Here is a 25,061-nt window from a genome sequence, read left to right on the forward strand (position 1 = left end):
TCCTCTTTTTTCTATGTCATCTTATGCCGTTCCATAAATAGCCCGGGGCGAGTAAAATGAGATAAGAAGAGCAAAGCTTGGAGGAAGTAAATATGGAAATTTTATCAATTATTTTGATAGTCTTGCTCATTTATGTTGTTTTTAAAGTGGCATATGTAGCATTAAAGATACTCGCGATCCTATTAATTATCTTTTTAATCGTAGAGTTCGGCAGTAAGTTGCTTGGGGGATAGGGTATATTGTGCGTTTCGAGTGTCGAAGGTTGTCGTTAAATCGATATCTTGTGTTGAACCGTTGATATAATGAAAAAATCGTTGATATAAGTGGAGAAATGATCGATATATTTGAAAAATCGTTGATATATTTTAGTGAATACGAAGTGGGGTATGTGGAAAAGAAGTTGCCGTTGGGTAACTTCTTTTTATTGTAGTGGCAGGGTATAGAGCATAAATAGGTTGCCGAAAATTGCCGGTAAGTCGATATCCTGTGTCGAACGGTCGATATAATGAAAAAATCGCTGATATAAGTGGAGAAATCGCCGATATATATGGAGAATCGCTGATATAATCCGGTTGGTACTGGATGGGGTATGTGAGAAAGAAGTTGCCGTGAGGGCAACTTCTTTTTATCGTGATGCGGGGTATGCAAACCAACATGAAAAAGCTGGAAGAGTATCTTCCAGCTTAAGAGTTACTTTCAATTTGACGACCGCTATCTTCTTCAGTGTCTTGTAATAGGTTGAATACGTCTGCTAGGCAGAATGCAATGAACCAAGTCCATAGACCGTGGAAGAAAGCTGAGCTTAATTGAAGTGGTAATGTATAGTTTGTCATTGAGTAGGAAATACATCCACCAACGATTCCGATCATTGTTAATAACATTGTTTTTTGAGCATTTTCTTCTGGATTGAAGAGGAAGTAAATGTATCCGCCTAAAATTGAAGCGCTTACAAGCGTTTCGATTCCATTAAAGATGATATTCTCTCCAAGCTGAGTGTTTGTCCAGAAGCAGATTGTTCCGCCGATAATAGCAAACAGGACAGCTATTGTATATCGTATATATTGATTCATATGTTCATCTCCCTATGTAATAAGATGATTTGGAAGTCAAAAAGGTAGGTATAGTATATTGAAGTGAGTTTTAATTGTACGTATCTTTTTATAAAAAGATCATTGAAGAGTAACTAAGATGATCGGTTGTTTAAACCGTTACGTGTATGGTGTCTGAAATATACCCGACTGCTCGTTTCTTTTTGCTTGTAAAATAAGAGAAACTTCCAAGTCTATATACTCTTTTTTTTGTGAGTCTGCTTTCATTATAACACATTTAGGGACATAATAATAGAATTATCTGATTTTGTAATAAGTGTAAAAAATAAAAAGCGTAAGGAAATACCATTAACGGTGCAGTTTAGTGGAAGAAGGATTTTAATTTATTATGATGAAATATGTAATCAAGGTGAGATCTAAGAATGAGGCTTAAATACTATAAAAATGTTTTATAGCATGAATGTAAGGGAGGAGAGCTAACTTGGAGTTCACAACAGAAAGATTAATAATTAGACCTTTTAAGAGTACTGATTTACAGGATGTATTTGCTATTTATAATAGTGATGATACATGTAAGTTCCTATTACATAATAAGTGGACTCATGAAGACATGCAGAAAAGATTTAATAAGAAGCTAGCAAATAATGTACTTACTAAAGAAACAATATTAAGTTTGGCAGTTATATACAAAACTAAAGTAGTTGGTGATTTATCAGTATGGTACACAAATATGAAAGACACTGTTGAGATTGGTTATAGTTTTTCAAATGAAGTAGCTGGGAGAGGTTTGGCAACAGAAGCAGTAAGTAGTTTGGTATTGAAATTATTTAATGAATGTAATGTACATCGTATACAGGCTAATCTTGATGCACGTAATACAGCTTCACAAAAATTGTGTGAACGAATAGGCATGAGAAAGGAAGCCCATTTCATACAAGATTTTTGGAATAAAGATGAATGGACAGATAGTATTGTATATGGAATGCTATCCTCCGATTTGTAGTAATAAACTTAGTGATTTTATTATGCTAAAAGGTACGTTAGTTGAATAACAAAGGGCATAACATATTATATATGACTAATATGTTATGCCCTTTAATTTATTAACCTATTTTATATGCGTTTGAAACGGCCGACAATTTCAACTGTTTCAGTAATGTTCATAAATGCTTTGTTATCCACTTGACGGATAATACGTTTCATTTCGCCTAACTCATAGCGAGTCACGACAGTGTAAATCATTTTTTTCTTATGGTTTGTATAGCCGCCGACAGCGTCTACCATTGTCACCCCGCGTATGCCGTGATGTAGTAGTGCGCTTTTTATTTCCTCGCCTTTTTCTGTAATAGTCATTATCGTTAATTTAATATGTTTCGTATGCACAGCGTCGATAACTTTGCTGACTACAAATCGACTAATTAACGTATAAAGTGTAATATCCCATCCGAAAATAAAACCTGCTGCTACAAGTAAGATTAAGTTGAATACAAATATGATTGCTCCAATTGAAACATCTCGATATTTCGCTACAATCAATCCGACAACATCAAAACCACCTGTTGAAGAAGCAAATCGGAATATAATTCCTGAAGCTGCTCCGCAGATAACACCACCGAATACAGAAGAAAGTAAAATATCGTCTGAAACTTGGTGTACCGGGATAATGTTCATCGCTAACGATGATACAGCTACAAAGTACGCTGTTAAAAAGGTTGTCTTCTTTCCTAAGTAAAAGTGACTTAAAATAAGAAGAGGAATGTTTAGTAAAAAGATAAGTGCACCGATATTGTAGTGCATTAAATAACCGATAATCATCCCTACACCAGCGAATCCACCGCTAATCATATTATGCGGGATAAAAAACATATTCATAGAAATTGCATACAAAATAGAAGCTATAAAAATAACAACCAACTGTATCATAAATTCTAAGTGAAATGTTTTAGCTGCTGGGAAGGATAAAAAGGCGGTGTCGGGAACGTAATCGGCGTCTCCTAGTTGACCCATAGTATGTTTCATCTCCATATTCATTTTTGATTACAAGAAGAGAATAAAGGTTTTTTCAAAAACTGGCAATAGTTTTATTATAATGCAAAAATTTTATAAATTTCTAATAAATCAAGCCTATTCATTGATGTGTGTGAATATGCTAAAGAAAGCGAATACAACGTTTCTTAATTATTGTTTTCTTGAGAAAATATGCAAAATACTTTTTTTGAAAATAAAAGGAAATAGAGAATATTTGCCCGATGTGCTAAAATGACCTTATTAAGGATGTGAAGCGATGGAATTTTTATTGCAGGATGCAATTCTATATATATCGTTTGTAACGACAGCACTTTGCTTATTAGAAGTTTTCTTCCTTGCTAATGTTTCTCGCTTTGTGCGTCAACAAGCATCAAGCGGTAGACAAAGAGCTTTTGCGTTAGTTGATACATGTGAAGATAGTGCGGGAAATGTACCGCTATTTTCAATTTTTTATAAATATGGAATGATTCGTTCCGTACGCAGACAAGAATCAAGTGAAGAGAATGATGAGGTTGGTCCGTATACACCAATGTTTCGCTAAATAATTACGAAACATTGGAGGAATGAACATGTTAAAATCATACCGAGCTGCGCTCATTAGTTTATCAGTAGTACTTGTTTTTGTTTTATCCGGCTGCAGTAATGCAGGCACAATTGATTCACATAGTACGGGAATATGGAACCATTATTTCGTATATCCAATCTCGTATATGATTCAATTTGTTGCTCATCATATACCGGGAGCTAGCTTCGGGGTTGCTATCATTATTATGACGCTCGTTATTCGTTCAGCCATGATTCCATTAGCTGTTTCGCAATATCGCAGCCAAGCGAAAATGAAGAAAATGCAACCTGAATTGCAGAAGCTAAAGAAAAAATACGGTGATGTAAGCAAAGACCTTGAAAAACAAAAGCAGTATCAAAAAGAAATGTCAGAACTAATGAAATCAGGCGGTTGGAATCCACTTGCTGGTTGCTGGCCAATTTTTATACAAATGCCGATTTTCTCTGCTTTGTATTATGCGATTAGCAGAACGGAAGAGATTCGCACATCTTCGTTTTTATGGGTGAACCTAGGACATGCAGATCCATATCATATATTACCGATTATTGCAGCGTTAACGACATTTATTCAGATGAAAGTTTTCCAATCGAATATTACACCTGGAGAACAAGTACAGATGCTAAAGATGCAGCAAATTATGATGCCAGCAATGATTCTATTTATGGGGTTTGCGGCGCCATCAGGACTTGTGTTGTACTGGATAACAGGTAACTTATTTACAATGACACAAACAATTGTATTAAGAAAAATAATGGAACGTGAAGAGTTACAATTACAAAAAGCATAGAGAAACACCGCTCATTACGAGCGGTGTTTTTTATTTGAATCGTTAAGGAAATTTTAAGAAACCAATATTACTATTGGCGTTGTATACGAAAGTGTACATGCTTTAGAAATATGAAGGAGGAAATTTCCTATGAAGAAGAAAACAGTTGGTTATTTAGCGATTGCAGGTGCTTTATCATTCGGAATCATTGGAGGAGTCGGTGTTCCGGCATTCGCGGCAACAAATACTCCAACAGCTGAGCAAGCGACAAAAACAGTGAAAAAAGATTTAGATGACGCTACAAAACAAAAAGTAAAAACGATTATGGACGATACAAAGAAACAGTTACAGGAACTAGGTGTAAAGCTTCCGGAGAAAGAGAAGCGTAAAGACATGTTTGCAGGATTAGATGAACAGGCGAAAGAAAAAGCGAAGTCAATTTTAGAGCAAGAGAAATCCGGAAAACTAACACGTGAACAAGCAAAAGAGGAATTAACAAAGTTAGGCGTAAAAATGCCGGAGAAAGGTAAGCGTGGAGACATGTTTGCTAACTTAGATGAGCAGGCGAAAGAGAAAGCGAAGTCGATTTTAGAGCAAAAGAAATCTGGAAAATTAACGCATGAGCAAGCAAAAGAGGAATTAACAAAGCTAGGCGTGAAAATGCCGGAGAAAGGTAAACATGGAGACATGTTTGCTAACTTAGATGAACAGGCAAAAGAAAAAGCAAAGTCAATTTTAGAGCAAAAGAAATCTGGAAAATTAACGCATGAGCAAGCAAAAGAAGAATTAACAAAATTAGGTGTGAAACTTCCAGAGAAAGAGAAGCATGAAGACATCTTTGCAGGATTAGATGAAGCAACAAAAACAAAAGCAAAAGCGATTTTAGACAATGAAAAGAAACAATTAGAGGCATTGAATGTTGATTTACCGCACCATAAGTTTTTTATGAAAAAAGATGAGAAATAATTGAATGAAGTCGTATCTTTCGTGTGGGCAACCGAAAGGTACAGGCGTGAGGGGGGCTTTCTTTTGAAAGACCTCCTTTTACTGTTGGCGTTTTTTGTTGGTAAATCGATATATTTTGAAAATCGCCGATATAATTTGAGTTGTGGTCAATATATTTGAAAAATCGCTGATATAATTTTTACAGCTACACTGCTCCAAAGATAAGGGGGAATTAGAGAAATATTACAGCTTCTGTTATAATATAAGAAGATAAATATTTCCTATGTTATATAAAAAATATATTGATTTTTTCTAACAATTCAATATAATGAACAATAACTACAAAATTCGACATCAAGAAGTGATGATGAGGACACGATCAATTTTTTACGATTCTCAGAGAGGGAAGCCTTTGGCTGTGAGCTTCCTAATACGGAAAAATAGATTACCACCTCTGAACTGCAGCAGTGAACGAGCATCTAGTAATTGCTTGCCGGCAAAAACCGTTATTTAGACTTGAGAAATTGGTGAAGTGTATTACTTTACGAATTGAAACAAGGGTGGAACCACGAATACAACACTCGTCCCTTTTTTAGGGAGGAGTGTTTTTTTATTTCATTTTTGCATCACACTAGGATTGGAAGGAGGATACGCAGCATGCATCATGATGAGAAGAACAAAATTGGTTTAACAGTAGCACTTTCTATCGTAGTAGGAACGATTATTGGATCTGGTGTGTTTATGAAACCAGGGAGCGTATTAGATTACTCGGGGAGTTCTAATATGGCCATTCTTGCTTGGGTAATTGGTGGTCTGTTGACGCTAGCAAGTGGTTTAACAGTAGCTGAAATTGGAGCGCAAATCCCGAAAAATGGTGGGTTGTATACGTATTTAGAGGAGATTTACGGAAGTTTTTGGGGATATTTATCAGGTTGGATGCAAACAATTGTTTATGGACCTGCTATTATCGGAACATTAGGTTTATACTTTAGTTCTTTAATGATTAATTTTTTCTATTTAGATAAAGTGTGGAATTTACCAATCGCAATTGGAACGGTTGTGTTCCTTGGCGTTGTAAATAGCATGGGAACAAAATACGGAGGTATCGTTCAAACAATCACGACAATTGGGAAGATGATTCCGATTGTGTTAATTGTTGTGCTAGGTTTCTGGAAAGGGAATAGCGATATTTTTAACGTAGTTGTGCCGATATCGGAAAATCAAAGTATCGGTATGGCAATTTTAGCAACGTTATTTGCTTATGACGGCTGGATTTTACTTGCTTCGATTGGTGGAGAAATGAAGAATCCAACAAAGTTATTACCGAAAGCAATGACAGTAGGGATTTTAATCGTAACGGCTGCTTACGTATTAATTAACTTGGCGTTATTAAATGTATTACCAGCAGCGAAAATTGTAGACCTTGGAGAAAATGCAACAGCGACAGCTGCAGGCATGTTACTTGGAGAATATGGCGGAAAAATTATTAGTATTGGTATTATCGTTTCTATTTTCGGCTGTTTAAATGGAAAGATTTTAACGTTTCCACGTATCCCAATGTCTATGGCAGAGCGTGGACAACTTCCATTTTCTAAGTTTATTGCAAAGGAAAGTTCGAGATTTAAAACACCAGCAAATGCGATTACTGTTGAAATCATTTTAGGAATTATTTTAATGATTATTAGTGATCCAAATAAGCTATCTGAGATTTCCGTATTCATTATTTATATTTTCTATGTAATGACGTTTATTGGTGTCTTCATTTTAAGAAAACGTAATAAGAATAAAGAGCGTGCATACAGTGTACCGTTATTCCCAATTGTACCAATTGTTGCGATTTTAGGTTCGTTCTTTGTAATTGGTAGTGCAATTATCAATGATCCGATAAGTTGTTTCTTATCAATTGGAATTGTCTTTACTGGACTTCCGGTGTATTGGTATTTAAATAAGAAGAATAAAACTAGTGTTTAATAATTAGAAGGCAGGCGTATCATACGCCTGTTTTTTTATTGTAAAAAAATTGTACTTGCGTCCATTTTTCGTTTAGGTTACTATAGCGGTAGTAACCTAAAAAGAAAGTGTGGGGAAAGTCTTGGATTTTCGTGTGTATATTTTAGCTATCGCGGCTTTCGTAGTCGGAACGGTTGAGCTAATTATAGGAGGAACGCTTGATTTAGTTGCCAATGATTTAGGAGTATCGATTAGCGCAGCTGGTCAGCTTATAACCGTATATTCGGTAGTATTTGCTTTGTCAGGTCCAGTTTTATTAGCTTTAACAGGGAAGTTTGAAAGAAAAAAATTATATATTGGGGCATTATCGATTTTTTTAATCGGAAATATCATTTCAGCATGTAGTGTGAATTACGGAATGTTAATGCTCTCAAGGGTCATTTGTGCAGCGGGTGGTTCATTAATTATTGCGTTATCTGTAACACTTGCTTCTAGCGTTGTAGAACCGCATTTTCGTGCGCGTGCAATTGGAATCATTTTCATGGGGATTAGTGGATCACTTGTACTTGGAGTACCGCTTGGCCTTGTACTCGGAAATGCATATGGATGGCGTGCACCATTTGTACTCATTTCAATCTTAACAGTTATGGCAATCGCTTGTATTTCATTATTCTTAACGAAAGTACCACCGACATCGGTATTATCAATAAGAGAACAACTTGCTACGTTAAAAGATAAAAAAATCGTAAGTGCACAGTTAACATCATTCTTATTTTTAACGGGTCATTTAACACTATATGCATATTTAACACCATTTTTAAAAGATGTTATGCATGTGGAAGCGAATTGGATTAGTGTATTTTATTTCATCTTCGGAATCGCAGCAGTAATTGGGGGCGGATTCGGAGGCTGGCTTGCGGATAAATGGGGATCGAAGAAAAGTATTATCTCAATTATTATCGTATTTGCGTGTGCGATCTTCCTATTGCCGATGATGACATTCTCATTCCCACTGTTCATTATTATGATGGGAATTTGGAGTATGCTGAGCTGGGCGATTTCACCAGCGCAACAAAACTATTTAATTGAAATTGCACCAGAATCAGCTGGTATTCAGCAAAGTTTAAATAACTCTGCCCTTCACTTAGGAATTGCACTTGGTTCAACAGTAGGCGGAGTTGTTATTGAAAAATCATCTGTTATATATAACGCTTGGGTAGGCGGTGGCTTTATTATATTAGCTCTGCTTTGTGCGATTTTCTCGATTACAAGAGGACGTTCTACTCAGTTCGTGAAAGAAGAATCTATCGTTTGATAGGTTCTTTTTTTATTTGTAAAAAATTACAGGTTTTAGTAGATGTATGGAGAACGTTGTATATAGCGAGGTGATGGATATGTATACGAATTTTTCAATTATTGGTCTTCTAATTTCAATGCTCCCTTTGTTTCTTATTATTTTTGCACTTAGATGGGTTCGTTTCATCTATCAAAATTCAGAGAAACAAGTGGAGCAAAATGAGAAAATCATTGAGCTGTTGATGGAGATAAAGGAACAAAACGAAAAGGAGTCTAAGTGAAAAACTAGACTCCTTTTTATTATTTAATTAGTATCTTAATTTCATTAACAAACTCTTAATTTCCTCATCTTCCATAAAGAGGTCATGGTGTTTCTGGGTAATCTTTGCAAGTGCAACGTCATGATAGAAAAATTCTGTAAAGAACTTTACGAATGGTTGTGACATTGTTTTCATTGCTTGCCATGACTCTTGTTCTACGCCAGCAAATAAAATTTCACGATCGTCAACGATGAGTAGCAAGTAGCGCTCTAATGCATTAGGTTCTTCAGCCGGGATTAGAAAATGCATGTTTTCTAAGTCTGTTTCTACTTCTCCAACAATAAGGGATTCAATTTGAACACCTTGTTTTGCTTTTTGTTCTAGTAAAGGAAGATATTCTAAAAGAGTATCATTCCAAGCTGAAATACGGATTGATTCTTTTGCACTTTCGATGAGTTCCTTACTTTGAACTCGAATAGAAGATTGCATTTTTAAGCTCCACACACGGTCATCTGTAAATGATTTTTTGGATATATTTGTTTCCAGTTCTTTAATATTTGATTGGAATTCTGTCGTTAATTTTTCAATTGCTAGCTTTAGTGGTAATGCTGTATACAGTTTTTTCTTTTCTGAAACAGAATCCATTACCATTCCTTTATCGATTAGGCGTGCTAGCACTTCATATATTTTTGCTTTTGGAACACCTGAATGCTTCACAATCGTTGTAGCATCTAATGGTTCATTGCTTGATACGACAACTTCATAAGCTTGGCTTTCATATTGTGAGAAACCGAATTTTTGTAACATAGTTCCCTCCGAACGAATGAGATTATATTTTAAGGATAATGAACTATTTGTTTTTGCACAAGTGGTAGTCCGTTTTCTAATTGTATTAAGGTGAGAATTAATTTCAATTTTTTAATTTTATCTATTATACTTAATATAATGATTAATAAGATTTTAATTTAATGCGAAGGGGATGCTGGGGGGAAGATGTTAAGAAGTTTACGTTTAAAAATTGCGGTAGTGTTTTCAGTTCTTATTTCTATGATGTTCGTAATATTGGGTACAGCTGTGTATCAATTACAGAAAGAAAAGGAAGTGCGTTCCTTAGACGAGTATTCTCAAAATGCGATGGATCTTGTAACAGAGCAACTTACGACATTTGTTCAAAGAACGGATGAAGATATGGGGTATTACGCGAACAGTGAGATGATTCGTAATATACTTCAAGGTGGGGTTACTCCAGAAGAGGAAGCGTTTTTAACGAAAGAGTTTGCGGAGTATAAAAAGAATCATCCTGGTATTTTAGATTTATATATTGGTACGAAAGATAAAAAAACATTAAGTGCCAATCTTGCTGAAGGTGGGCAAGTGCCAGAAGGATACGATCCAACGACAAGACCATGGTATAAAGATTCAGAGGCTGATGTAAAAAAGGTCCATTGGGGACAACCTTCTTATGAAATTGCAACAGGAAAGTTAAGTGTAGGTGTTTCTAAAGCAATTACAGCTCAAGATGGATCTGTATTAGGCGTTGTTGCGATGGATGTATCGCTTGGGACGATTCAGAAGTTGCTTCACAATATTCAATACAATAATGACGGAGAAATGTTTATTATAAATGATAAAAATATGGCTCTTGTTTATCCAGAAAAGATAGGAAAAGATGTTTCTAAAGAGCCACTTATAAAGAGCTTAAATAAAGAGGTAACAAAATATGCGGTCAGTACAATAAAAGGTGAAGATGTAGTTGTTTACAGTCAATCATTTGATACGATGAAATGGACGATAGGAATCTTTTATCCGAAAGAAACGATCGATGGGCTATTAAATAGTACGAGAAATACAGTTATTATAATGGCATGTATTAGTTTATTAGTTGGAATCGTAGCTTCCTACTTGTTCTCAAGAAGATTAGCAAGACCACTGCAACTATTAAAGAATCACGTGCAAAAAGTAGCAGAAGGCGATTTAACGTTGCGAATGAAAGTGACAAGTAAAGATGAAGTTGGAGAGTTGACTAAGCACTTTAATGATATGGTTGAACAAATGAATGAAATGGTAAGTAAAATTAAAAACAGCGTATCAACGGTGCAACAATCAACGAATAGTTTACATTACTTAACGAATGAAACAGTAGCGGCTAGTAGAGAAGTTTCAGGAGCAATGGATGATGTGAGTGGAGGAGCCTCTACTCTTGCGAATGGTGTGGATGAAGTTTCAGCTCAGCTCGAGAATATGGCGGAGTCAGTGGAACAAATGAATAGCTCCGTTGGTGAAATAAAAGGAGTGGCTGGCAAAGCGGAAGAGGCATCTAAGCAAGGATTAAATACAATGAGGAATTTAATCCGTACGAGGGGACAATCATCTTCGATTGTTGTTCATACAGAAGAAGCATCGGATAAGTTAGAACAAAGAGTTGGATCGATTCAAAATGTTGTTGAGCTTATAAAAGGCATTTCGGATCAAACAAATTTACTTGCTTTAAATGCATCGATTGAAGCTGCCCGTGCAGGTGAGCAAGGTAAGGGATTTGCGGTTGTTGCTGAAGAGGTTCGGAAATTAGCGGAACAATCAAAAGAGGCAACCGGAGAAATCACAACGATGATTGGTGATGTACAATTAGAAGTAAAAAGGGTTGTAGAAGTTGTAAGTAAATTGAAAGACATTGCAGATGTACAAAATAAAGTGACGACAGAGGCGGAAATGGAGTTCCGCACAATTATGTCAGTTGTAAATACGATTAGTACTTCAGTTGAAAAAATTGTAGAAGAGGTACATAACATAGGTTACGAGCAAGGGGAAATTACAGCGGTAATGCATACAATTGCTGGTACGAGTCAAGAAAGTGCAGCTGTTTCTGAAGAGGTACATGCTGCAACTGAATCACAGGTGAATCATTTAGAAAAGGTAGCTCACACGATGGAAAGTTTGACAGAACATATGAGAGATTTAGAAAGATTAGTCGAGCAGTTTAAAGTGGAAGAGTAACATATTAGTAAAATGATGAGGATTTCGGTAAAATAGACAATGGATATATAAGAAACGATTATAGGAGGAAGACTACTATGGCAATTGTTGATGTATCGATTATTCCAGTAGGAACAGGTAATCCAAGTGTTAGTGAATATGTAGCAGAAGTACAAAAGGTGCTAGAGAAAAATGCGGATCGCGTGAAGTATCAATTAACACCGATGAATACAATTATTGAAGGAGATCTTCCTGTCATTCTAGAAGTAATTCAACAAATGCATGAAGTTCCATATACGAAAGGTGCACAGCGTGTTGCAACAACTATTCGTATTGATGATCGTCGTGATAAAGTAAGCACAATGGAGAAAAAATTAAACTCTGTTCGATCAAAATTATAAGAAAAAGCAGCGACCTTCGCTGCTTTTTTCATATAGGAGGTAAATAAAATGAGTGAAAAGTTTAACGAGCAGTTTGATGGTTTACTGGAGAAATACACTGAGCTGTTACTTGGAGAGAGCAATGAAGAGAGAAAAGAACAGGTACAGAAGTGGGCACTGTATTCTTACATAGCGAAGACGATGCCAGCTTTAGTAAAGCATTGGAATGAAACTTATCCAGATGCGAAAGAAGAGATGGTACAGTTAATTACAGATATTAAAAGGCTGAATGAAGAGAAGCGAAATGAGCAATAAAAAAACTTGAGGGAAATATAATCGTAAGTTTCCTGTATTAATATCCTTATATAATTTACATGGAATATTAAGGGTTTTATAGGCATGTCGAATATTTTCGACATGCCTATTTTATGCCTATTAAACTCCATTTTTCTAAATGTCGAAAAATATTTCAGGTATATTTATAAGCAGAAATATAGGTTTTTAAATGTTTTTATAGTATTTTATAAATTATCTAAATAATTATTTGTATCCAATAATTTTAAACAATGATATAATTTTGAAGAGGGGTAAAAAACAGATAAATTACAGTCATAGGGGTGAATTACATGGAACAATTAATGCGAAATTCGTTTCTTTTCTTGTCAAAAAATAAAGCGCTAACAAAACTGGCTAAAAAGTACGGTTTACGCTTTGGTGCAGGTCGCTTTGTCGCAGGGGAGACAATTGAATTAGCGACAGCAGCTATTAAACAATTGAACAAGCAAGGACTTTGTGTAACAATCGATTATTTAGGGGAATTCGTTGATAATGAAGCGGAAGCAAATGAAATGGCTAACCAATCGATTGAAGCAATCCGTGCAATTGGAAGAGAAGGTCTTGATTCGCAGCTTTCTTTAAAGATGACTTCTATGGGATTAGATATCTCTGATGAAATCGTAATGAACAATATGCGCCGTATTTTAGAAGCGGCGAAAGAAAATGGTGTGTTCGTTACCATTGATATGGAAGACTATACACGCTGTGGTAAAACAATTGATATCTTTAAACAATTAAAATCTGAATACGATAATATTGGTACTGTTATTCAAGCTTACCTATATCGTACAGAAAAAGATATTGAAGATTTAAATGCTTATAATCCTAATTTACGTCTTGTAAAAGGTGCTTATAAAGAACCTGAAGAAGTGGCATTCCCAGACAAGAAAGATGTAGATGACAATTATAAAAAAATTATTAAAATGCACTTATTAAATGGAAATTATACTGCAATTGCTTCACATGACGAAGCGATTATTGAATATACAAAAAAACTTGCTGAAGAACACAACATTCCAAGGGATCAATTTGAATTCCAAATGTTATATGGTATTCGTAATGAGCGTCAACTTGAGCTAGTAAAAGAAGGCTACAAAATGCGTGTTTACGTACCTTATGGAAACGACTGGTATGGATATTTCATGCGTCGTCTAGCAGAGCGTCCAGCAAACGTTGCGTTCGTATTAAAAGGTATGGTTAAAAAATAACCAAGGAGAAAATACTCCTTGGTTATTTTAATTGCTGAAATGCATAATGTGCCATTTTCTTCGTATCAGGATACAGTTGCTTGCGGGTAGAAGATAATACAACATTAATGACACGTTTACCGTCTTTTTCATCCACTGTTACGACTGTATATTTGCCAAGTGCTGATAGACCGCTTTTACTTCCAATCGCATATGGATCGTCATATAGTTCTTCTCGTCCGTAGTTTGCGATGTTTGGAGAGCGTTCTGAAGTATGTAGAGTTGTACGGGTTGAATTCATATATTCTAAAACAACTGGATACTTTAATGCTTCTTTCGTAATAATAGCAATGTCATATGGTGATACTTTATTCCCAATTGCATCAGCACCACTTGCGTTTTTGAAAGTCGCATGCTTTGTACCAAGTTCCTTCGCTCTAGCATTCATCATTTTCACAAATTCATTTTTTGATCCTGCAATATGTTCTGCAATTGATTCAGCTATTGGATCTGCACTAATGATAAGCATAAGTTTTAATGCCTCATCACGCTTTAATTTTTCTCCAGCACGAAGTTTAATTTTCTTACTTTGACTTTCTGTTTTAATTGCGTTTTCTGTAACCGTAATTTCTTCATCTTCTTTTACATTCTCTAGTAAAAGAAGGGTTGTCATCATTTTGGCTATACTAGCCGGATAAGAGCGTTCGTCTTCGCGTTTCCCATACAAAATTTCACCTGTGTTTGCATCGATTGTAACCCCATATTGCCCAGTAATGTTGGGTTGATCAGCTCTTACAGCTTGTTGTCTTTGTGCATAAGAGAAGAAAATCATCCCTGTAAATAGTGTGGCAATCATTACAATCATAACTATTGTTCGTTTCATTATAATTCCCTCATTTGTTACAAATAAATTGGGCAGAAAAAGCAGCCATTAATCATTATGCCACGTTCTCTGCCCAAAAATATAGCGTTATTTTTCGCCCATATTATGCTTTTTATATTGTTGGTTATTACCTTGACGTCCTTTTTCCACGCCGTGGTTATGCGGACCTGCGTTTCCAGTTACACTAGCTGCACTAATTCCAGCCTTTGAAGGGTTCTTCTTAAGTTTTGCCATATATATTCCTCCAGTTTCGTCAGATTATAAAAAGGGAAAGTGTATTTTAGTGAAGAAAATACATATATAGCATGGCCAAATGAAAGAAAAATATTTATTTCAGAAAATTTTATCAATAAATATATTGCGAAAATTTAAACAGTATCATATATTTATTAGTAGAGGCTCACTCATTGATTGCGACTTATGTCGAAAAATTGAATGAGCATTCATTCAAGAATAGGGGGAGAATTGGATGTTCCAAATTAAAAAGGCTGCTGTTCTAGGTTCAGGCGTAATGGGTTCGGGAATTGCGGCACACTTAGCTAATATTGGTATTCCGACATTATTGCTTGATATTGTACCACCTGCGCTTACGAAAGAAGAAGAAGCGAAGGGACTTACATTAGAACATAAAAGTGTGAGAAATCGTTTTAGTAATACGGCTGTGCAAAAACTATTAAAGCAAAAACCAGCTCCTCTGACAGTGAAAGGAAATCTAGCACTGATTGAAGCAGGTAACTTAGAAGATGATCTTGAGCGTCTAGCTGATGTAGATTGGATTATTGAAGTAGTAGTTGAAAACTTAGATATTAAAAAGAAATTATTTGAAAAAGTAGACGCTGTTCGTAAACCGGGCTCAATTGTAAGCTCGAATACGTCAGGCATTTCAGTTGAAAAAATGGCAGAAGGTCGTTCAGACGACTTCCAGAAACACTTCTTAGGCACACACTTTTTTAACCCACCACGATATTTAAAACTTCTAGAGGTAATACCGACGAAAGAAACAGATCCACAAGTATTAAGCTTCATGAAACTATTTGGCGAAGACGTTCTTGGAAAAGGCGTTGTTATCGCAAAAGATACACCAAACTTTATTGGAAACCGCATCGGTACGTACGGTTTACTTGTTACTCTTCAAGAGATGGTAAAACGCGGCTATAGCATTGGGGAAGTTGATTCTGTAACAGGCCCACTTATTGGTCGTCCGAAGAGCGCAACGTTCCGCACATTAGATGTTGTCGGTTTAGATACATTCGTACACGTTGCAAATAACGTATATGAAAATGTGCAAGAAGAAGAGCGTGATGTATTTAAAGTACCAGCTTTCATGCATGACATGCTTGAGAAAAAATGGCTTGGAAGCAAAACAGGTCAAGGCTTCTTCTTAAAACAAGGAAAAGAAATTTTAGAACTAAATCCTGAAACGATGGAATATGAAGCGCGTAAAAAATTAAAAGCTGCATCCGTAGAGTTAAGTAAACAAGAAAAAGGATTAGCGAATAAATTGAAAGCGCTTGTATACGCAAAAGACCGCGCAGGAGAGTTATTATGGAACATCATTACACCAACTCTTTTATACTCTGCAAAACTGCATAAAGAAATTGCTGACGATATCGTTGCAATTGACCAAGCGATGAAGTGGGGCTTCGGCTGGGAGCAAGGACCGTTTGAAGTTTGGGATGCAATCGGCGTTGAAAAATCCGTTCAAAAGATGGAAGAAAACGGCGTAGTCGTTCCTACTTGGGTGAAAGAAATGTTAGAGAAAGGTTTCACTACTTTCTATAAACATGATAACGGCGATAGCTACTATTACGATAATGGCGAATATAAGCTAATCGAACGTAATAAAAAAGCAATTTCTCTTAAGCAATTAAAAGCGAAAAATGGTGTATTAAAGAAAAATAGCGGAGCGAGCTTAATTGATTTAGGCGACGGCATCCTTTGCTTAGAGTTCCATTCGAAGAGTAATGCAATCGGTATGGATATTACGCAAATGATTAACTACGCTGTTGATGAAGTAGAAAAGAATTATAAAGGTCTTGTTATCGGTAACCAATCGAAGAACTTCTGCGTTGGTGCGAACCTAGCAATGATCTTAATGGAAGCACAAGACGACAACTACTTTGAAATTGAGTGGGTTGTGAAAAACTTCCAAGATGCAATGACGAAAATTAAGTACTCTTCTAAGCCAGTTGTAGCAGCACCATATGGTATGACGCTTGGCGGAGGTACAGAAGTTTGCTTACCAGCAGCGAGCATTCAAGCTTCTAGTGAAACGTATATGGGCTTAGTAGAAGTTGGTGTTGGCTTAATCCCTGGCGGAGGCGGTAATAAAGAGCTATACATTAAACACTTAAACAAAATGGCAAACGGTGTAGAGTTTGATCTGCAAAAAGTTGCAAATAAAGTGTTCGAAACAGTCGCAATGGCGAAAGTTTCAACTTCAGGACAAGAAGCAGTTTCTCATAACTTCTTAGGTGATAAAGATGGTATTAGTGTGAATGGTGATCACTTACTATACGATGCGAAACAGAAAGCACTTGCTTTATATGAAGCTGGTTATAAAGCGCCGATCCGTAAAAAGATACCAGTTGTTGGGGAAACAGGATATGCAACTCTTGCACTTGGTGCGGAAGCAATGCATTTATCTGGTTACATTTCAGAGTACGATCTTCACATTGCTAAGAAACTTGCATATGTCATTGCGGGCGGAAAAGTGCCGTACGGAACAGAGGTTGATGAGCAATATTTATTAGATGTAGAACGTGAAGCATTTATTAGCTTAGTAAGTGAGATGAAATCACAAGCAAGAATGCAGCACATGCTTGTAAAAGGAAAGCCATTACGTAACTAATAACGAGGGGAGATATCGTTCATGAGAGAAGCTGTCATTGTTGCGGGAGCAAGAACACCAATTGGAAAAGCAAAGAGGGGTTCATTAAAAACAGTTCGTCCTGACGATCTAGGGGCGTTAGTAGTAAAGGAAACGTTAAAGCGTGCGAATTATGAAGGACCAATCGATGATTTAATTTTCGGTTGTGCGATGCCAGAAGCAGAGCAAGGTTTAAATATGGCTCGTAATATCGGCGGATTAGCAGGACTTTCTTACGATGTTCCAGCTATTACGATTAACCGTTACTGTTCTTCAGGTTTACAAAGTATCGCTTACGGAGCTGAGCGTATTATGCTTGGTCACTCTGAAGCTGTATTATCAGGCGGAGCAGAATCAATGAGTTTAGTTCCAATGATGGGACACGTTGTTCGTCCGAATAGTCGCCTTGTAGAAGCGGCTCCAGAATATTATATGGGTATGGGACATACAGCAGAGCAAGTTGCTGTGAAATATGGAATTTCTCGTGAAGAGCAAGATGCATTTGCAGTAAGAAGTCATCAACGTGCTGCGAAAGCATTAGCTGCAGGAAACTTTGCTGATGAAACAGTACCTGTAGATGTGACGTTACGCTCGGTTGGATCAAACAATAAACTTCAAGAAGAAACAATCACTTTCGCACAAGACGAAGGTGTAAGAGCAGAGACGACACTAGACATTTTAGGAAAATTACGTCCAGCATTTAACGTTCGCGGTTCTGTAACGGCTGGTAACTCTTCACAAATGAGTGATGGTGCAGCATCTGTATTATTAATGGATCGCGAAAAAGCAGTGAGCGATGGCATGAAGCCACTTGCGAAATTCCGTTCATTTGCAGTAGCTGGCGTACCACCAGAAGTAATGGGAATCGGCCCAATCGCTGCAATTCCAAAAGCGTTAAAACTAGCTGGCTTAGAGTTATCTGATATTGGCTTATTCGAACTAAATGAAGCATTTGCTTCTCAATCCATTCAAGTTATTCGTGAACTTGGTTTAGATGAAGAAAAAGTAAATGTAAACGGTGGTGCAATCGCACTTGGACATCCACTTGGCTGTACAGGAGCAAAACTAACACTATCTCTTATTCACGAAATGAAACGCCGCAACGAACAATTTGGTATCGTAACAATGTGTATCGGCGGCGGAATGGGAGCAGCGGGAGTATTTGAATTACTTTAAAAAGTGCAGGTGGCTCGTTTAGAACAGGAGGGCGTTGGAAGCCTTGACGAAGAGGCGCTCTTTGCCTCGTAGGAAGAAGCGAAGCCACCGAACATTCTAGCCGCTGGAACTGGATTATGAAAAAAATGGAAGCAAAAAAGGTTTATAAAAACAAAAGGGAGAGCCAGCTTCTTTCAAAAAGAGAGAAGCGGCTCATGAAAATATGAAGGAGGAAATTTTCATGGAAAAAACAGTAGGAAATGCGGTTAAAGGCGGTAGCTTTTTAGTAGATGAGATTACGATTGATCAAGTGTTTACGCCAGAAGATTTTTCATCTGAGCATAAAATGATTGCTAAAACGACAGAGGACTTTATCGTAAATGAAGTTCTTCCAGAGCTTGAATATTTAGAGCAACATGAGTTTGATCGTTCAGTTCGTCTTTTAAAAGAAGCTGGAGAACTTGGTTTATTAGGCGCTGACGTACCAGAAGAGTACGGCGGAATTGGTCTTGATAAAGTAAGCTCAGCGTTAATCGCAGAGAAATTCTCTCGCGCTGGTGGTTTTGCAATTACTCACGGTGCTCACGTAGGTATCGGATCTTTACCAATCGTATTATTCGGTAACGAAGAGCAAAAGAAAAAGTATTTACCATTACTTGCAACTGGTGAAAAATTAGCTGCATACGCATTAACAGAGCCAGGTTCAGGATCTGACGCATTAGGCGCAAAAACAACTGCACGTTTAAATGCAGAAGGTACACATTATGTATTAAACGGTGAAAAACAGTGGATTACAAACTCTGCATTCGCTGACGTATTCGTTGTATATGCAAAAATAGATGGCGAGCACTTCTCAGCATTTATCGTAGAGAAAGACTACGCTGGCGTATCTACAAGCCCAGAAGAAAAGAAAATGGGTATTAAATGTTCTTCAACTCGTACGTTAATTTTAGAAGATGCGTTAGTACCGAAAGAAAACTTACTTGGCGAAATCGGTAAAGGTCATATTATCGCATTCAACATTTTAAATATCGGTCGTTATAAATTAGGTGTTGGTACAGTTGGATCTGCGAAACGTGCAGTAGAAATTTCAGCACAATATGCAAACCAACGTCAACAGTTCAAACAACCAATCGCTCGCTTCCCATTAATTCAAGAGAAACTTGCGAATATGGCAGCAAAAACATATGCAGCTGAAAGCTCTGTATATCGTACAGTAGGTTTATTTGAAAGCCGCATGAGCACATTATCTGAAGAAGAAGTAAAAGATGGTAAAGCAGTAGCAGCTTCTATCGCTGAATATGCAATCGAGTGCTCTTTAAACAAAGTATTTGGTTCTGAAGTATTAGACTATACAGTAGATGAAGGTGTTCAAATTCACGGTGGTTACGGATTTATGGCAGAATACGAGATTGAAAGAATGTACCGTGATTCTCGTATTAACCGTATTTTCGAAGGAACGAACGAAATTAACCGCCTAATTGTACCAGGTACGTTCTTACGTAAAGCGATGAAAGGTGAATTACCACTTCTTCAAAAAGCACAAAAATTACAAGAAGAGTTAATGATGATGATGCCAGAAGAAGTAGGCGATGAGCCATTAGCACTTCAAAAGTATTTAGTAACTAATGCGAAGAAAATCGGCTTAATGGTAGCTGGATTAGCGGCTCAAAAATACGGTAAAGCATTAGATAAAGAGCAAGAAATTCTTGTGAATATCGCTGACATCGTAAGCAACCTATACGCAATGGAGTCAGCTGTTCTTCGTACAGAAAAAGCAATTAAAACAACTGGTCTTGAAAAGAATAAACAAAAAGTGTTATACACTGAAGTATTCTGCCAAGAAGCATTCAACGAAATCGAAGCAGATGCGAAAGAAACACTTATCGCAGTTGAAAATGGCGACATGCTGCGCATGATGTTATCATCATTACGTAAATTAACTCGCCACACACCACTTAACGTAATTCCGAAGAAACGTGAAATCGCTGCGAAAATTTTAGAAGATGAGCGTTATACAGTTTAATATCTTTAAAGAACAGTAGTCGTTTATACGGCTACTGTTCTTTTTTTTTGAAAAAAAGAAATTTTTTAGTGGCATAAAACTAATGCCATTAGTATAATGAAACTAATGGCATTAGTTTTCGTAAAAAGGGAGATGGGACTATGAGGATGATACATGAAAAAACGTTATATCAATTGTCATTTTTGCCAAGAGCGTTTCCTGTAAATTGTTACTTTGTAGAGGAAGAAGATGGTTTAACTTTAATTGATGCGGCTTTGCCATATAGCGCAAAAGGTATTTTACAGGCGGCTGAGAAAATAGGAAAACCAATTACTAAAATTGTATTAACACATGCGCATGATGATCACATCGGTGCATTAGACGCATTAAAGGAAGTACTTCCTCATGTTCCAGTATATATTTCTAAGCGGGACGCAAAGCTGTTAGAAGGAGATACGACGTTACAAAAGGATGAACCGAATATACCGATAAAAGGCGGTGTACCTAAAAAAGTAAAAACGGTACCTGATGTTTTATTAGAAGATGGGGACCGAGTTGGATCGCTTCTTGCAATTATGACACCGGGACATACACCAGGATCCATGTCGTTTCTTGATGTACGGAATAAAGCTCTTATTGTTGGGGATGCATTCCAAACAAGAGGAGGTATGGCTGTTTCGGGACAAATGAAATTTTGGTTTCCGTTTCCTGCGATGGCAACGTGGAGCAAAGAAATATCATTACAAAGTGCAGAGAAGTTAAGCGAATATGAGCCTTCCTTACTTGCGGCAGGGCATGGGGAAATGATAAAGAATCCAGGGACTGTCATAGAGCTTGCTATTAAGGAAGCGAAACGGAATATAGAAAGTAAGAAAGAGGGTTAATTTATGTCACCGAGAATCGGACTTACATTACAGAAAATTTTAGAAACAGCTGCAGAAATTGCAGATACAAATGGAATACAAGAAGTAACGTTAGCTTCATTAGCGCAAAGGTTAGGGATACGTTCGCCCTCACTATATAATCATGTAAAAGGGTTACAAGATGTACGGAAAAATCTTGGTATTTACGGAATCAAACAGCTGCATAACAGACTAGAAGAAGCTACTGAGGGTAAATATACGGACGAAGCAATTCATGCATTAGGAGAAGCGTATGTAGCATTTGTCCGAAAACATCCTGGACTATATGAAGCAACTTTTTTACGAGATGAAGAAGTAAGAAAAGCAGGTGACGGAATTGTAAAGCTTTGTCTTCAAGTATTACAACAGTATGGCTTAGAAGGAGAGAATGCACTTCATGCGACACGCGGATTCAGAAGTATTTGTCATGGATTTGCGTCGATTGAACAGCAAGGGGGATTTGGTTTGCCGCTAGATTTAGATACGAGTTTACATGTATTGTTGGAAACGTTTATTAAAGGATTACGTGAATAAGAAGCAAAGCAAACAAAAACCTTAGAAGTGATTCTAAGGTTTTTTTGTGCATATGATTCGAAAAGAATGGTAGGCTTTTTCTTATGAAATGATATTATTTTGCAGGTTTGAAAAATGTATATATCGCTAAGAAAAAGCAAACGAAACTGAATACGATGGGGTCTTGATAGGGACTAGGCTCAGAGCCCTTCTGGATTTCTGTAAGGAATTCATGTGTTTTCATGTTCATTGCTCCTTTAACTAATAAGTTTTATATGATGCGAGGATTATGGTGGATAGGAAGTGTTTTTTGAAATTTCATATAATAATTATTGCATAGCCATCCTATCCCTAAAACTATAAAATATAAAGTTTTCATAATATGTAAAATTGCATATTATTCTTTTTGTAAATTTTGTTATATTATCCCTATATTCAAATTCAAGGATTTTAATAAGGTAAATGAGAATAACTGGAGGGATACTGTGAGTAAAACAGTGTTAGAAGCGTATAGTGTGGAAAGAAAAATCGAGAATATAACATATAAAAATCTATTTGTAATGATAGCAATGATTATAGGGATTTCACTCCTAGGAGGATTATTTCTTGGTTTAGCCTTTGAGATTTATGGAGAAGAAGCATTAAGTACTAAATTAGAAGGATATTATTTACTCTTATTCGATGCAATTGTTGTTGCTATCGTTTTATTAGCCTATAAACCGGTTTTTCATTTTATTAAATCTATTTGGGATGTATCCGTTTTGAAGAGTGGGAAGACATATTTATATCTATTAATTGGTTTTATTATCATTGCAGTATCACAATATTTAATGTTACATGTGTTTAGTTTTGAAAGTGCAGCGGAACAAAAGGAACAATTAGGGAGTTTAAGGCTTCAAAATAGCATACAAAGTATTATATATGTGTTAAGTGTTGCTATCATTACACCGGTTAAAGAAGAAATTCTATTTCGAGGTATTTTATATCGATTTTTAGAAAAGAGATATAATTTTTTAGTTAGTATCATTATTTCTTCCTTCATTTTTGGAATTCTTCATGGAGGTCTTCTAATTACAGCAACGATTATGGGAATGGTATTTGCAATGTTATACAAAAAGACGCAATCTATTATACCTAGTATTATTTTACACATTGTATGGAACTTACTTGTGAGTATAAGTATGATTGTATCTCTATAAAAATAAATACATAACCAGTATAAAAGATGAATGGCTTAGCTATTCATCTTTTATTTTGTATGCACGTGAAAAAGTTAATTTATGTATACAATCAAAAAATAGCTAAATACTAACAGTGAACGAATAAAGAAAGGTAGGAGTATTCCATGCAAAATTTAACAGAGCTTGAAGTAGAAAACTTACGTCATTTAATTGGTGGACACGCAACAATTATTAATAAGTTGGAGCAGTATGCAGAAACGTGTACAGATCCACAATTGAAACAAATGTTACAAAAGGATGCGCAAGATGCACGAAATACGAAACAGCAATTAATGACTTTCCTAGGATAGGAGGAAGCGGAACATGAATGAAAAAGATATGGTAAATGATTATTTAGCAGGATTAAATGCAAGTTTAACAAGTTATGCAAATTATATTGCTCAGTCTGATAATGAACAGTTACACCAAACGTTAATTCAAATTCGTAATCAAGATGAAATGCGCCAACGTAATATGTATGAGTACGCAAAGCAAAAAAGTTATTACAAACCGGCAGCACCTGCGAATCCGATGATTGTGCAGCAATTAAAAAGTCAATTAAGTGCGGAATAACAGGAAAAAGAAGACGAGCGAATTTATTCGCTCGTCTTCTTTTTTTATATGTCAATAAATACATAATAAATATTTTTCCAGCTGTAACAAATATGACGAAAATGGAATATAACAATTCACAAAAAGGACAAACGATTTGCTCAATATTTCACAAAGTATCCATGGTTTCTATCGTGAGAACCTTTATAATTAGGAGTGTAAAGAGCAAAAGAAATAGATTATATGATCAATTAGGAGAGATTGCTATGAAAAGACATACAAGAAAAATTGCAATTATCGGTACTGGATTAGTTGGATCAAGTTGTGCGTATTCCATTGTAAATCAAGGGATTTGTGAAGAGCTATTATTAATTGATATAAATCATGAACGTGCAGTTGGGGAAGCAATGGATTTATCACATTGCATTAACTTTACAAATACAAGAACAAAAGTATATGCAGGAAGCTATGAAGACTGCAAAGATATGGACATTGTTATTATTACAGCAGGGCCAGCACCAAAACCAGGGCAAAGTCGCTTAGATACTTTAGGAGCGAGTGCGAAGATTATGGAAAGTGTTGTTGGCGGCGTAATGGAAAGTGGATTTGATGGTATTTTCTTACTTGCATCGAACCCAGTTGATATTATTACATATGAAGTGTGGAAATTATCTGGATTACCTAGAAATCGCGTAATCGGTACTGGTACATCACTAGATTCTTCTCGCTTAAGAACAATTTTATCTGAAATGCTACATGTAGACCCTCGTAGTATTCATGGGTATTCATTAGGAGAACATGGTGATTCTCAAATGGTTGCTTGGTCTCATGTAACTGTTGGTGGAAAGCCAATTCTGCAAATTTTAGAAGAACAAAAAGAACGATTTGGTGAAATAGATTTAGATGAAATTGTTGAGAAGACTGCAAAAGCTGGTTGGGAAATTTATAAACGTAAAGGAACTACTTATTACGGAATTGGAAATTCTCTAGCATATATTGCGAGTTCAATCTTTAATGATGATCACCGTGTCATTGCTGTATCAGCCATTTTAGATGGTGAGTATGGTGAATATGATATTTGTACAGGAGTACCAGCTATTATTACTAGAGACGGTATAAGAGAAGTTGTAGAACTCAATTTAACAGAGGATGAAGAATCTCGATTTGCAAAATCAAACGATATTTTACGTGATTATATGAAAACAATTGGTTACTAACTTATAGAAG

26 protein-coding genes and 1 other annotated feature are annotated in these 25,061 nt (G+C 36.2%); of the genes, 21 read left to right on the forward strand and 5 right to left on the reverse strand.

Annotation, left to right across the window (positions count from 1 at the left end; translation table 11 throughout):
- Positions 1–92 precede the first annotated feature (92 nt).
- Positions 93–233, forward strand: a complete 141-nt coding sequence (locus B9A45_RS04070; RefSeq protein ID WP_000404758.1) for a DUF3985 family protein — start codon at positions 93–95, stop codon at positions 231–233.
- A 450-nt stretch (positions 234–683) separates the two neighbouring features.
- On the opposite strand, the gene B9A45_RS04080 is transcribed toward B9A45_RS04070, so the two are convergent.
- Complete coding sequence (locus B9A45_RS04080) at positions 684–1,070, reverse strand: DUF3938 domain-containing protein (RefSeq protein ID WP_001077776.1); 387 nt, start codon at positions 1,068–1,070, stop codon at positions 684–686.
- Positions 1,071–1,530: 460 nt separating this feature from the next.
- Here B9A45_RS04080 and B9A45_RS04085 point away from each other — a divergent pair, with 460 nt between their 5' ends.
- Positions 1,531–2,052 (forward strand): GNAT family N-acetyltransferase, encoded by a 522-nt coding sequence (locus B9A45_RS04085; RefSeq protein WP_000397307.1) that lies wholly within the window; start codon positions 1,531–1,533, stop codon positions 2,050–2,052.
- Positions 2,053–2,162: 110 nt separating this feature from the next.
- Here the strand turns inward: B9A45_RS04085 and B9A45_RS04090 are convergent, their stop codons facing one another.
- Positions 2,163–3,056: a YitT family protein gene (locus B9A45_RS04090; protein ID WP_000530044.1), complete on the reverse strand. Its 894-nt coding sequence runs from the start codon at positions 3,054–3,056 to the stop codon at positions 2,163–2,165.
- A 277-nt stretch (positions 3,057–3,333) separates the two neighbouring features.
- Between B9A45_RS04090 and B9A45_RS04095 the strand changes: the two genes are divergently transcribed.
- The 6 genes from B9A45_RS04095 (at position 3,334) to B9A45_RS04120 (ending at position 8,880) form a co-directional block, all read left to right on the forward strand.
- Positions 3,334–3,618, forward strand: coding sequence for a hypothetical protein (locus B9A45_RS04095; protein WP_000394930.1), 285 nt, complete (start codon positions 3,334–3,336; stop codon positions 3,616–3,618).
- Positions 3,619–3,646: 28 nt separating this feature from the next.
- Positions 3,647–4,429 carry a membrane protein insertase YidC gene (locus B9A45_RS04100; protein ID WP_000920519.1) on the forward strand — a complete coding sequence of 261 codons (783 nt, stop codon included), beginning with the start codon at positions 3,647–3,649 and terminating at the stop codon, positions 4,427–4,429.
- A 129-nt stretch (positions 4,430–4,558) separates the two neighbouring features.
- A complete protein-coding gene (locus B9A45_RS04105) occupies positions 4,559–5,374 on the forward strand; it encodes a hypothetical protein (RefSeq protein ID WP_084063880.1) in 816 nt (271 codons plus the stop codon).
- Positions 5,375–5,708: 334 nt separating this feature from the next.
- Positions 5,709–5,945: a binding site (T-box leader), on the forward strand.
- Between the two features lie 65 nt (positions 5,946–6,010).
- Positions 6,011–7,324: an APC family permease gene (locus B9A45_RS04110; protein ID WP_065702899.1), complete on the forward strand. Its 1,314-nt coding sequence runs from the start codon at positions 6,011–6,013 to the stop codon at positions 7,322–7,324.
- 109 nt (positions 7,325–7,433) lie between these two features.
- Complete coding sequence (locus tag B9A45_RS04115) at positions 7,434–8,618, forward strand: MFS transporter (RefSeq protein WP_140159947.1); 1,185 nt, start codon at positions 7,434–7,436, stop codon at positions 8,616–8,618.
- A gap of 79 nt (positions 8,619–8,697) precedes the next feature.
- Positions 8,698–8,880 carry a hypothetical protein gene (locus B9A45_RS04120; protein ID WP_000288471.1) on the forward strand — a complete coding sequence of 61 codons (183 nt, stop codon included), beginning with the start codon at positions 8,698–8,700 and terminating at the stop codon, positions 8,878–8,880.
- A 27-nt stretch (positions 8,881–8,907) separates the two neighbouring features.
- Here the strand turns inward: B9A45_RS04120 and B9A45_RS04125 are convergent, their stop codons facing one another.
- Complete coding sequence (locus B9A45_RS04125; RefSeq protein ID WP_000939479.1) at positions 8,908–9,666, reverse strand: TrmB family transcriptional regulator; 759 nt, start codon at positions 9,664–9,666, stop codon at positions 8,908–8,910.
- A gap of 186 nt (positions 9,667–9,852) precedes the next feature.
- Here B9A45_RS04125 and B9A45_RS04130 point away from each other — a divergent pair, with 186 nt between their 5' ends.
- From B9A45_RS04130 to B9A45_RS04145, 4 genes are all read left to right on the forward strand, one after another.
- A complete protein-coding gene (locus B9A45_RS04130) occupies positions 9,853–11,853 on the forward strand; it encodes a methyl-accepting chemotaxis protein (RefSeq protein ID WP_000946354.1) in 2,001 nt (666 codons plus the stop codon).
- A gap of 77 nt (positions 11,854–11,930) precedes the next feature.
- Positions 11,931–12,233, forward strand: a complete 303-nt coding sequence (locus B9A45_RS04135; RefSeq protein WP_001018860.1) for an MTH1187 family thiamine-binding protein — start codon at positions 11,931–11,933, stop codon at positions 12,231–12,233.
- A gap of 48 nt (positions 12,234–12,281) precedes the next feature.
- Complete coding sequence (locus B9A45_RS04140; RefSeq protein WP_001290594.1) at positions 12,282–12,527, forward strand: YusU family protein; 246 nt, start codon at positions 12,282–12,284, stop codon at positions 12,525–12,527.
- 311 nt (positions 12,528–12,838) lie between these two features.
- The gene (locus B9A45_RS04145; protein ID WP_000436772.1) at positions 12,839–13,756 is read left to right on the forward strand and encodes a proline dehydrogenase family protein; all 918 of its coding nucleotides are present in this window, start codon (positions 12,839–12,841) and stop codon (positions 13,754–13,756) included.
- Positions 13,757–13,778: 22 nt separating this feature from the next.
- Here the strand turns inward: B9A45_RS04145 and B9A45_RS04150 are convergent, their stop codons facing one another.
- The gene (locus B9A45_RS04150) at positions 13,779–14,618 is read right to left on the reverse strand and encodes a D-alanyl-D-alanine carboxypeptidase family protein (protein ID WP_000831466.1); all 840 of its coding nucleotides are present in this window, start codon (positions 14,616–14,618) and stop codon (positions 13,779–13,781) included.
- Positions 14,619–14,705: 87 nt separating this feature from the next.
- Entirely contained in the window at positions 14,706–14,852 is a 147-nt protein-coding gene (locus B9A45_RS04155) for a YuzL family protein (RefSeq protein WP_001096344.1), read from the reverse strand.
- 235 nt (positions 14,853–15,087) lie between these two features.
- Between B9A45_RS04155 and B9A45_RS04165 the strand changes: the two genes are divergently transcribed.
- The 9 genes from B9A45_RS04165 (at position 15,088) to B9A45_RS04205 (ending at position 25,051) form a co-directional block, all read left to right on the forward strand.
- A complete protein-coding gene (locus B9A45_RS04165) occupies positions 15,088–17,469 on the forward strand; it encodes a 3-hydroxyacyl-CoA dehydrogenase/enoyl-CoA hydratase family protein (RefSeq protein WP_000486378.1) in 2,382 nt (793 codons plus the stop codon).
- Positions 17,470–17,490: 21 nt separating this feature from the next.
- Complete coding sequence (locus B9A45_RS04170; protein WP_001206324.1) at positions 17,491–18,663, forward strand: acetyl-CoA C-acetyltransferase; 1,173 nt, start codon at positions 17,491–17,493, stop codon at positions 18,661–18,663.
- A gap of 220 nt (positions 18,664–18,883) precedes the next feature.
- Positions 18,884–20,668 (forward strand): acyl-CoA dehydrogenase family protein, encoded by a 1,785-nt coding sequence (locus B9A45_RS04175; RefSeq protein WP_000416291.1) that lies wholly within the window; start codon positions 18,884–18,886, stop codon positions 20,666–20,668.
- 140 nt (positions 20,669–20,808) lie between these two features.
- The gene (locus B9A45_RS04180) at positions 20,809–21,531 is read left to right on the forward strand and encodes an MBL fold metallo-hydrolase (RefSeq protein WP_001242324.1); all 723 of its coding nucleotides are present in this window, start codon (positions 20,809–20,811) and stop codon (positions 21,529–21,531) included.
- Positions 21,532–21,534: 3 nt separating this feature from the next.
- A complete protein-coding gene (locus B9A45_RS04185) occupies positions 21,535–22,083 on the forward strand; it encodes a TetR/AcrR family transcriptional regulator (RefSeq protein ID WP_084063881.1) in 549 nt (182 codons plus the stop codon).
- A gap of 464 nt (positions 22,084–22,547) precedes the next feature.
- The gene (locus B9A45_RS04190; protein ID WP_065702912.1) at positions 22,548–23,261 is read left to right on the forward strand and encodes a CPBP family intramembrane glutamic endopeptidase; all 714 of its coding nucleotides are present in this window, start codon (positions 22,548–22,550) and stop codon (positions 23,259–23,261) included.
- A 146-nt stretch (positions 23,262–23,407) separates the two neighbouring features.
- Positions 23,408–23,593 (forward strand): hypothetical protein, encoded by a 186-nt coding sequence (locus B9A45_RS04195; RefSeq protein ID WP_001180551.1) that lies wholly within the window; start codon positions 23,408–23,410, stop codon positions 23,591–23,593.
- 13 nt (positions 23,594–23,606) lie between these two features.
- Entirely contained in the window at positions 23,607–23,855 is a 249-nt protein-coding gene (locus B9A45_RS04200; RefSeq protein ID WP_001002987.1) for a spore coat protein, read from the forward strand.
- A 92-nt stretch (positions 23,856–23,947) separates the two neighbouring features.
- Complete coding sequence (locus B9A45_RS04205) at positions 23,948–25,051, forward strand: L-lactate dehydrogenase (RefSeq protein ID WP_140159948.1); 1,104 nt, start codon at positions 23,948–23,950, stop codon at positions 25,049–25,051.
- Positions 25,052–25,061 lie beyond the last annotated feature (10 nt).

The sequence above is a fragment of the Bacillus sp. JKS001846 genome (assembly GCF_900176455.1).
GTDB lineage: Bacteria > Bacillota > Bacilli > Bacillales > Bacillaceae_G > Bacillus_A > Bacillus_A cereus.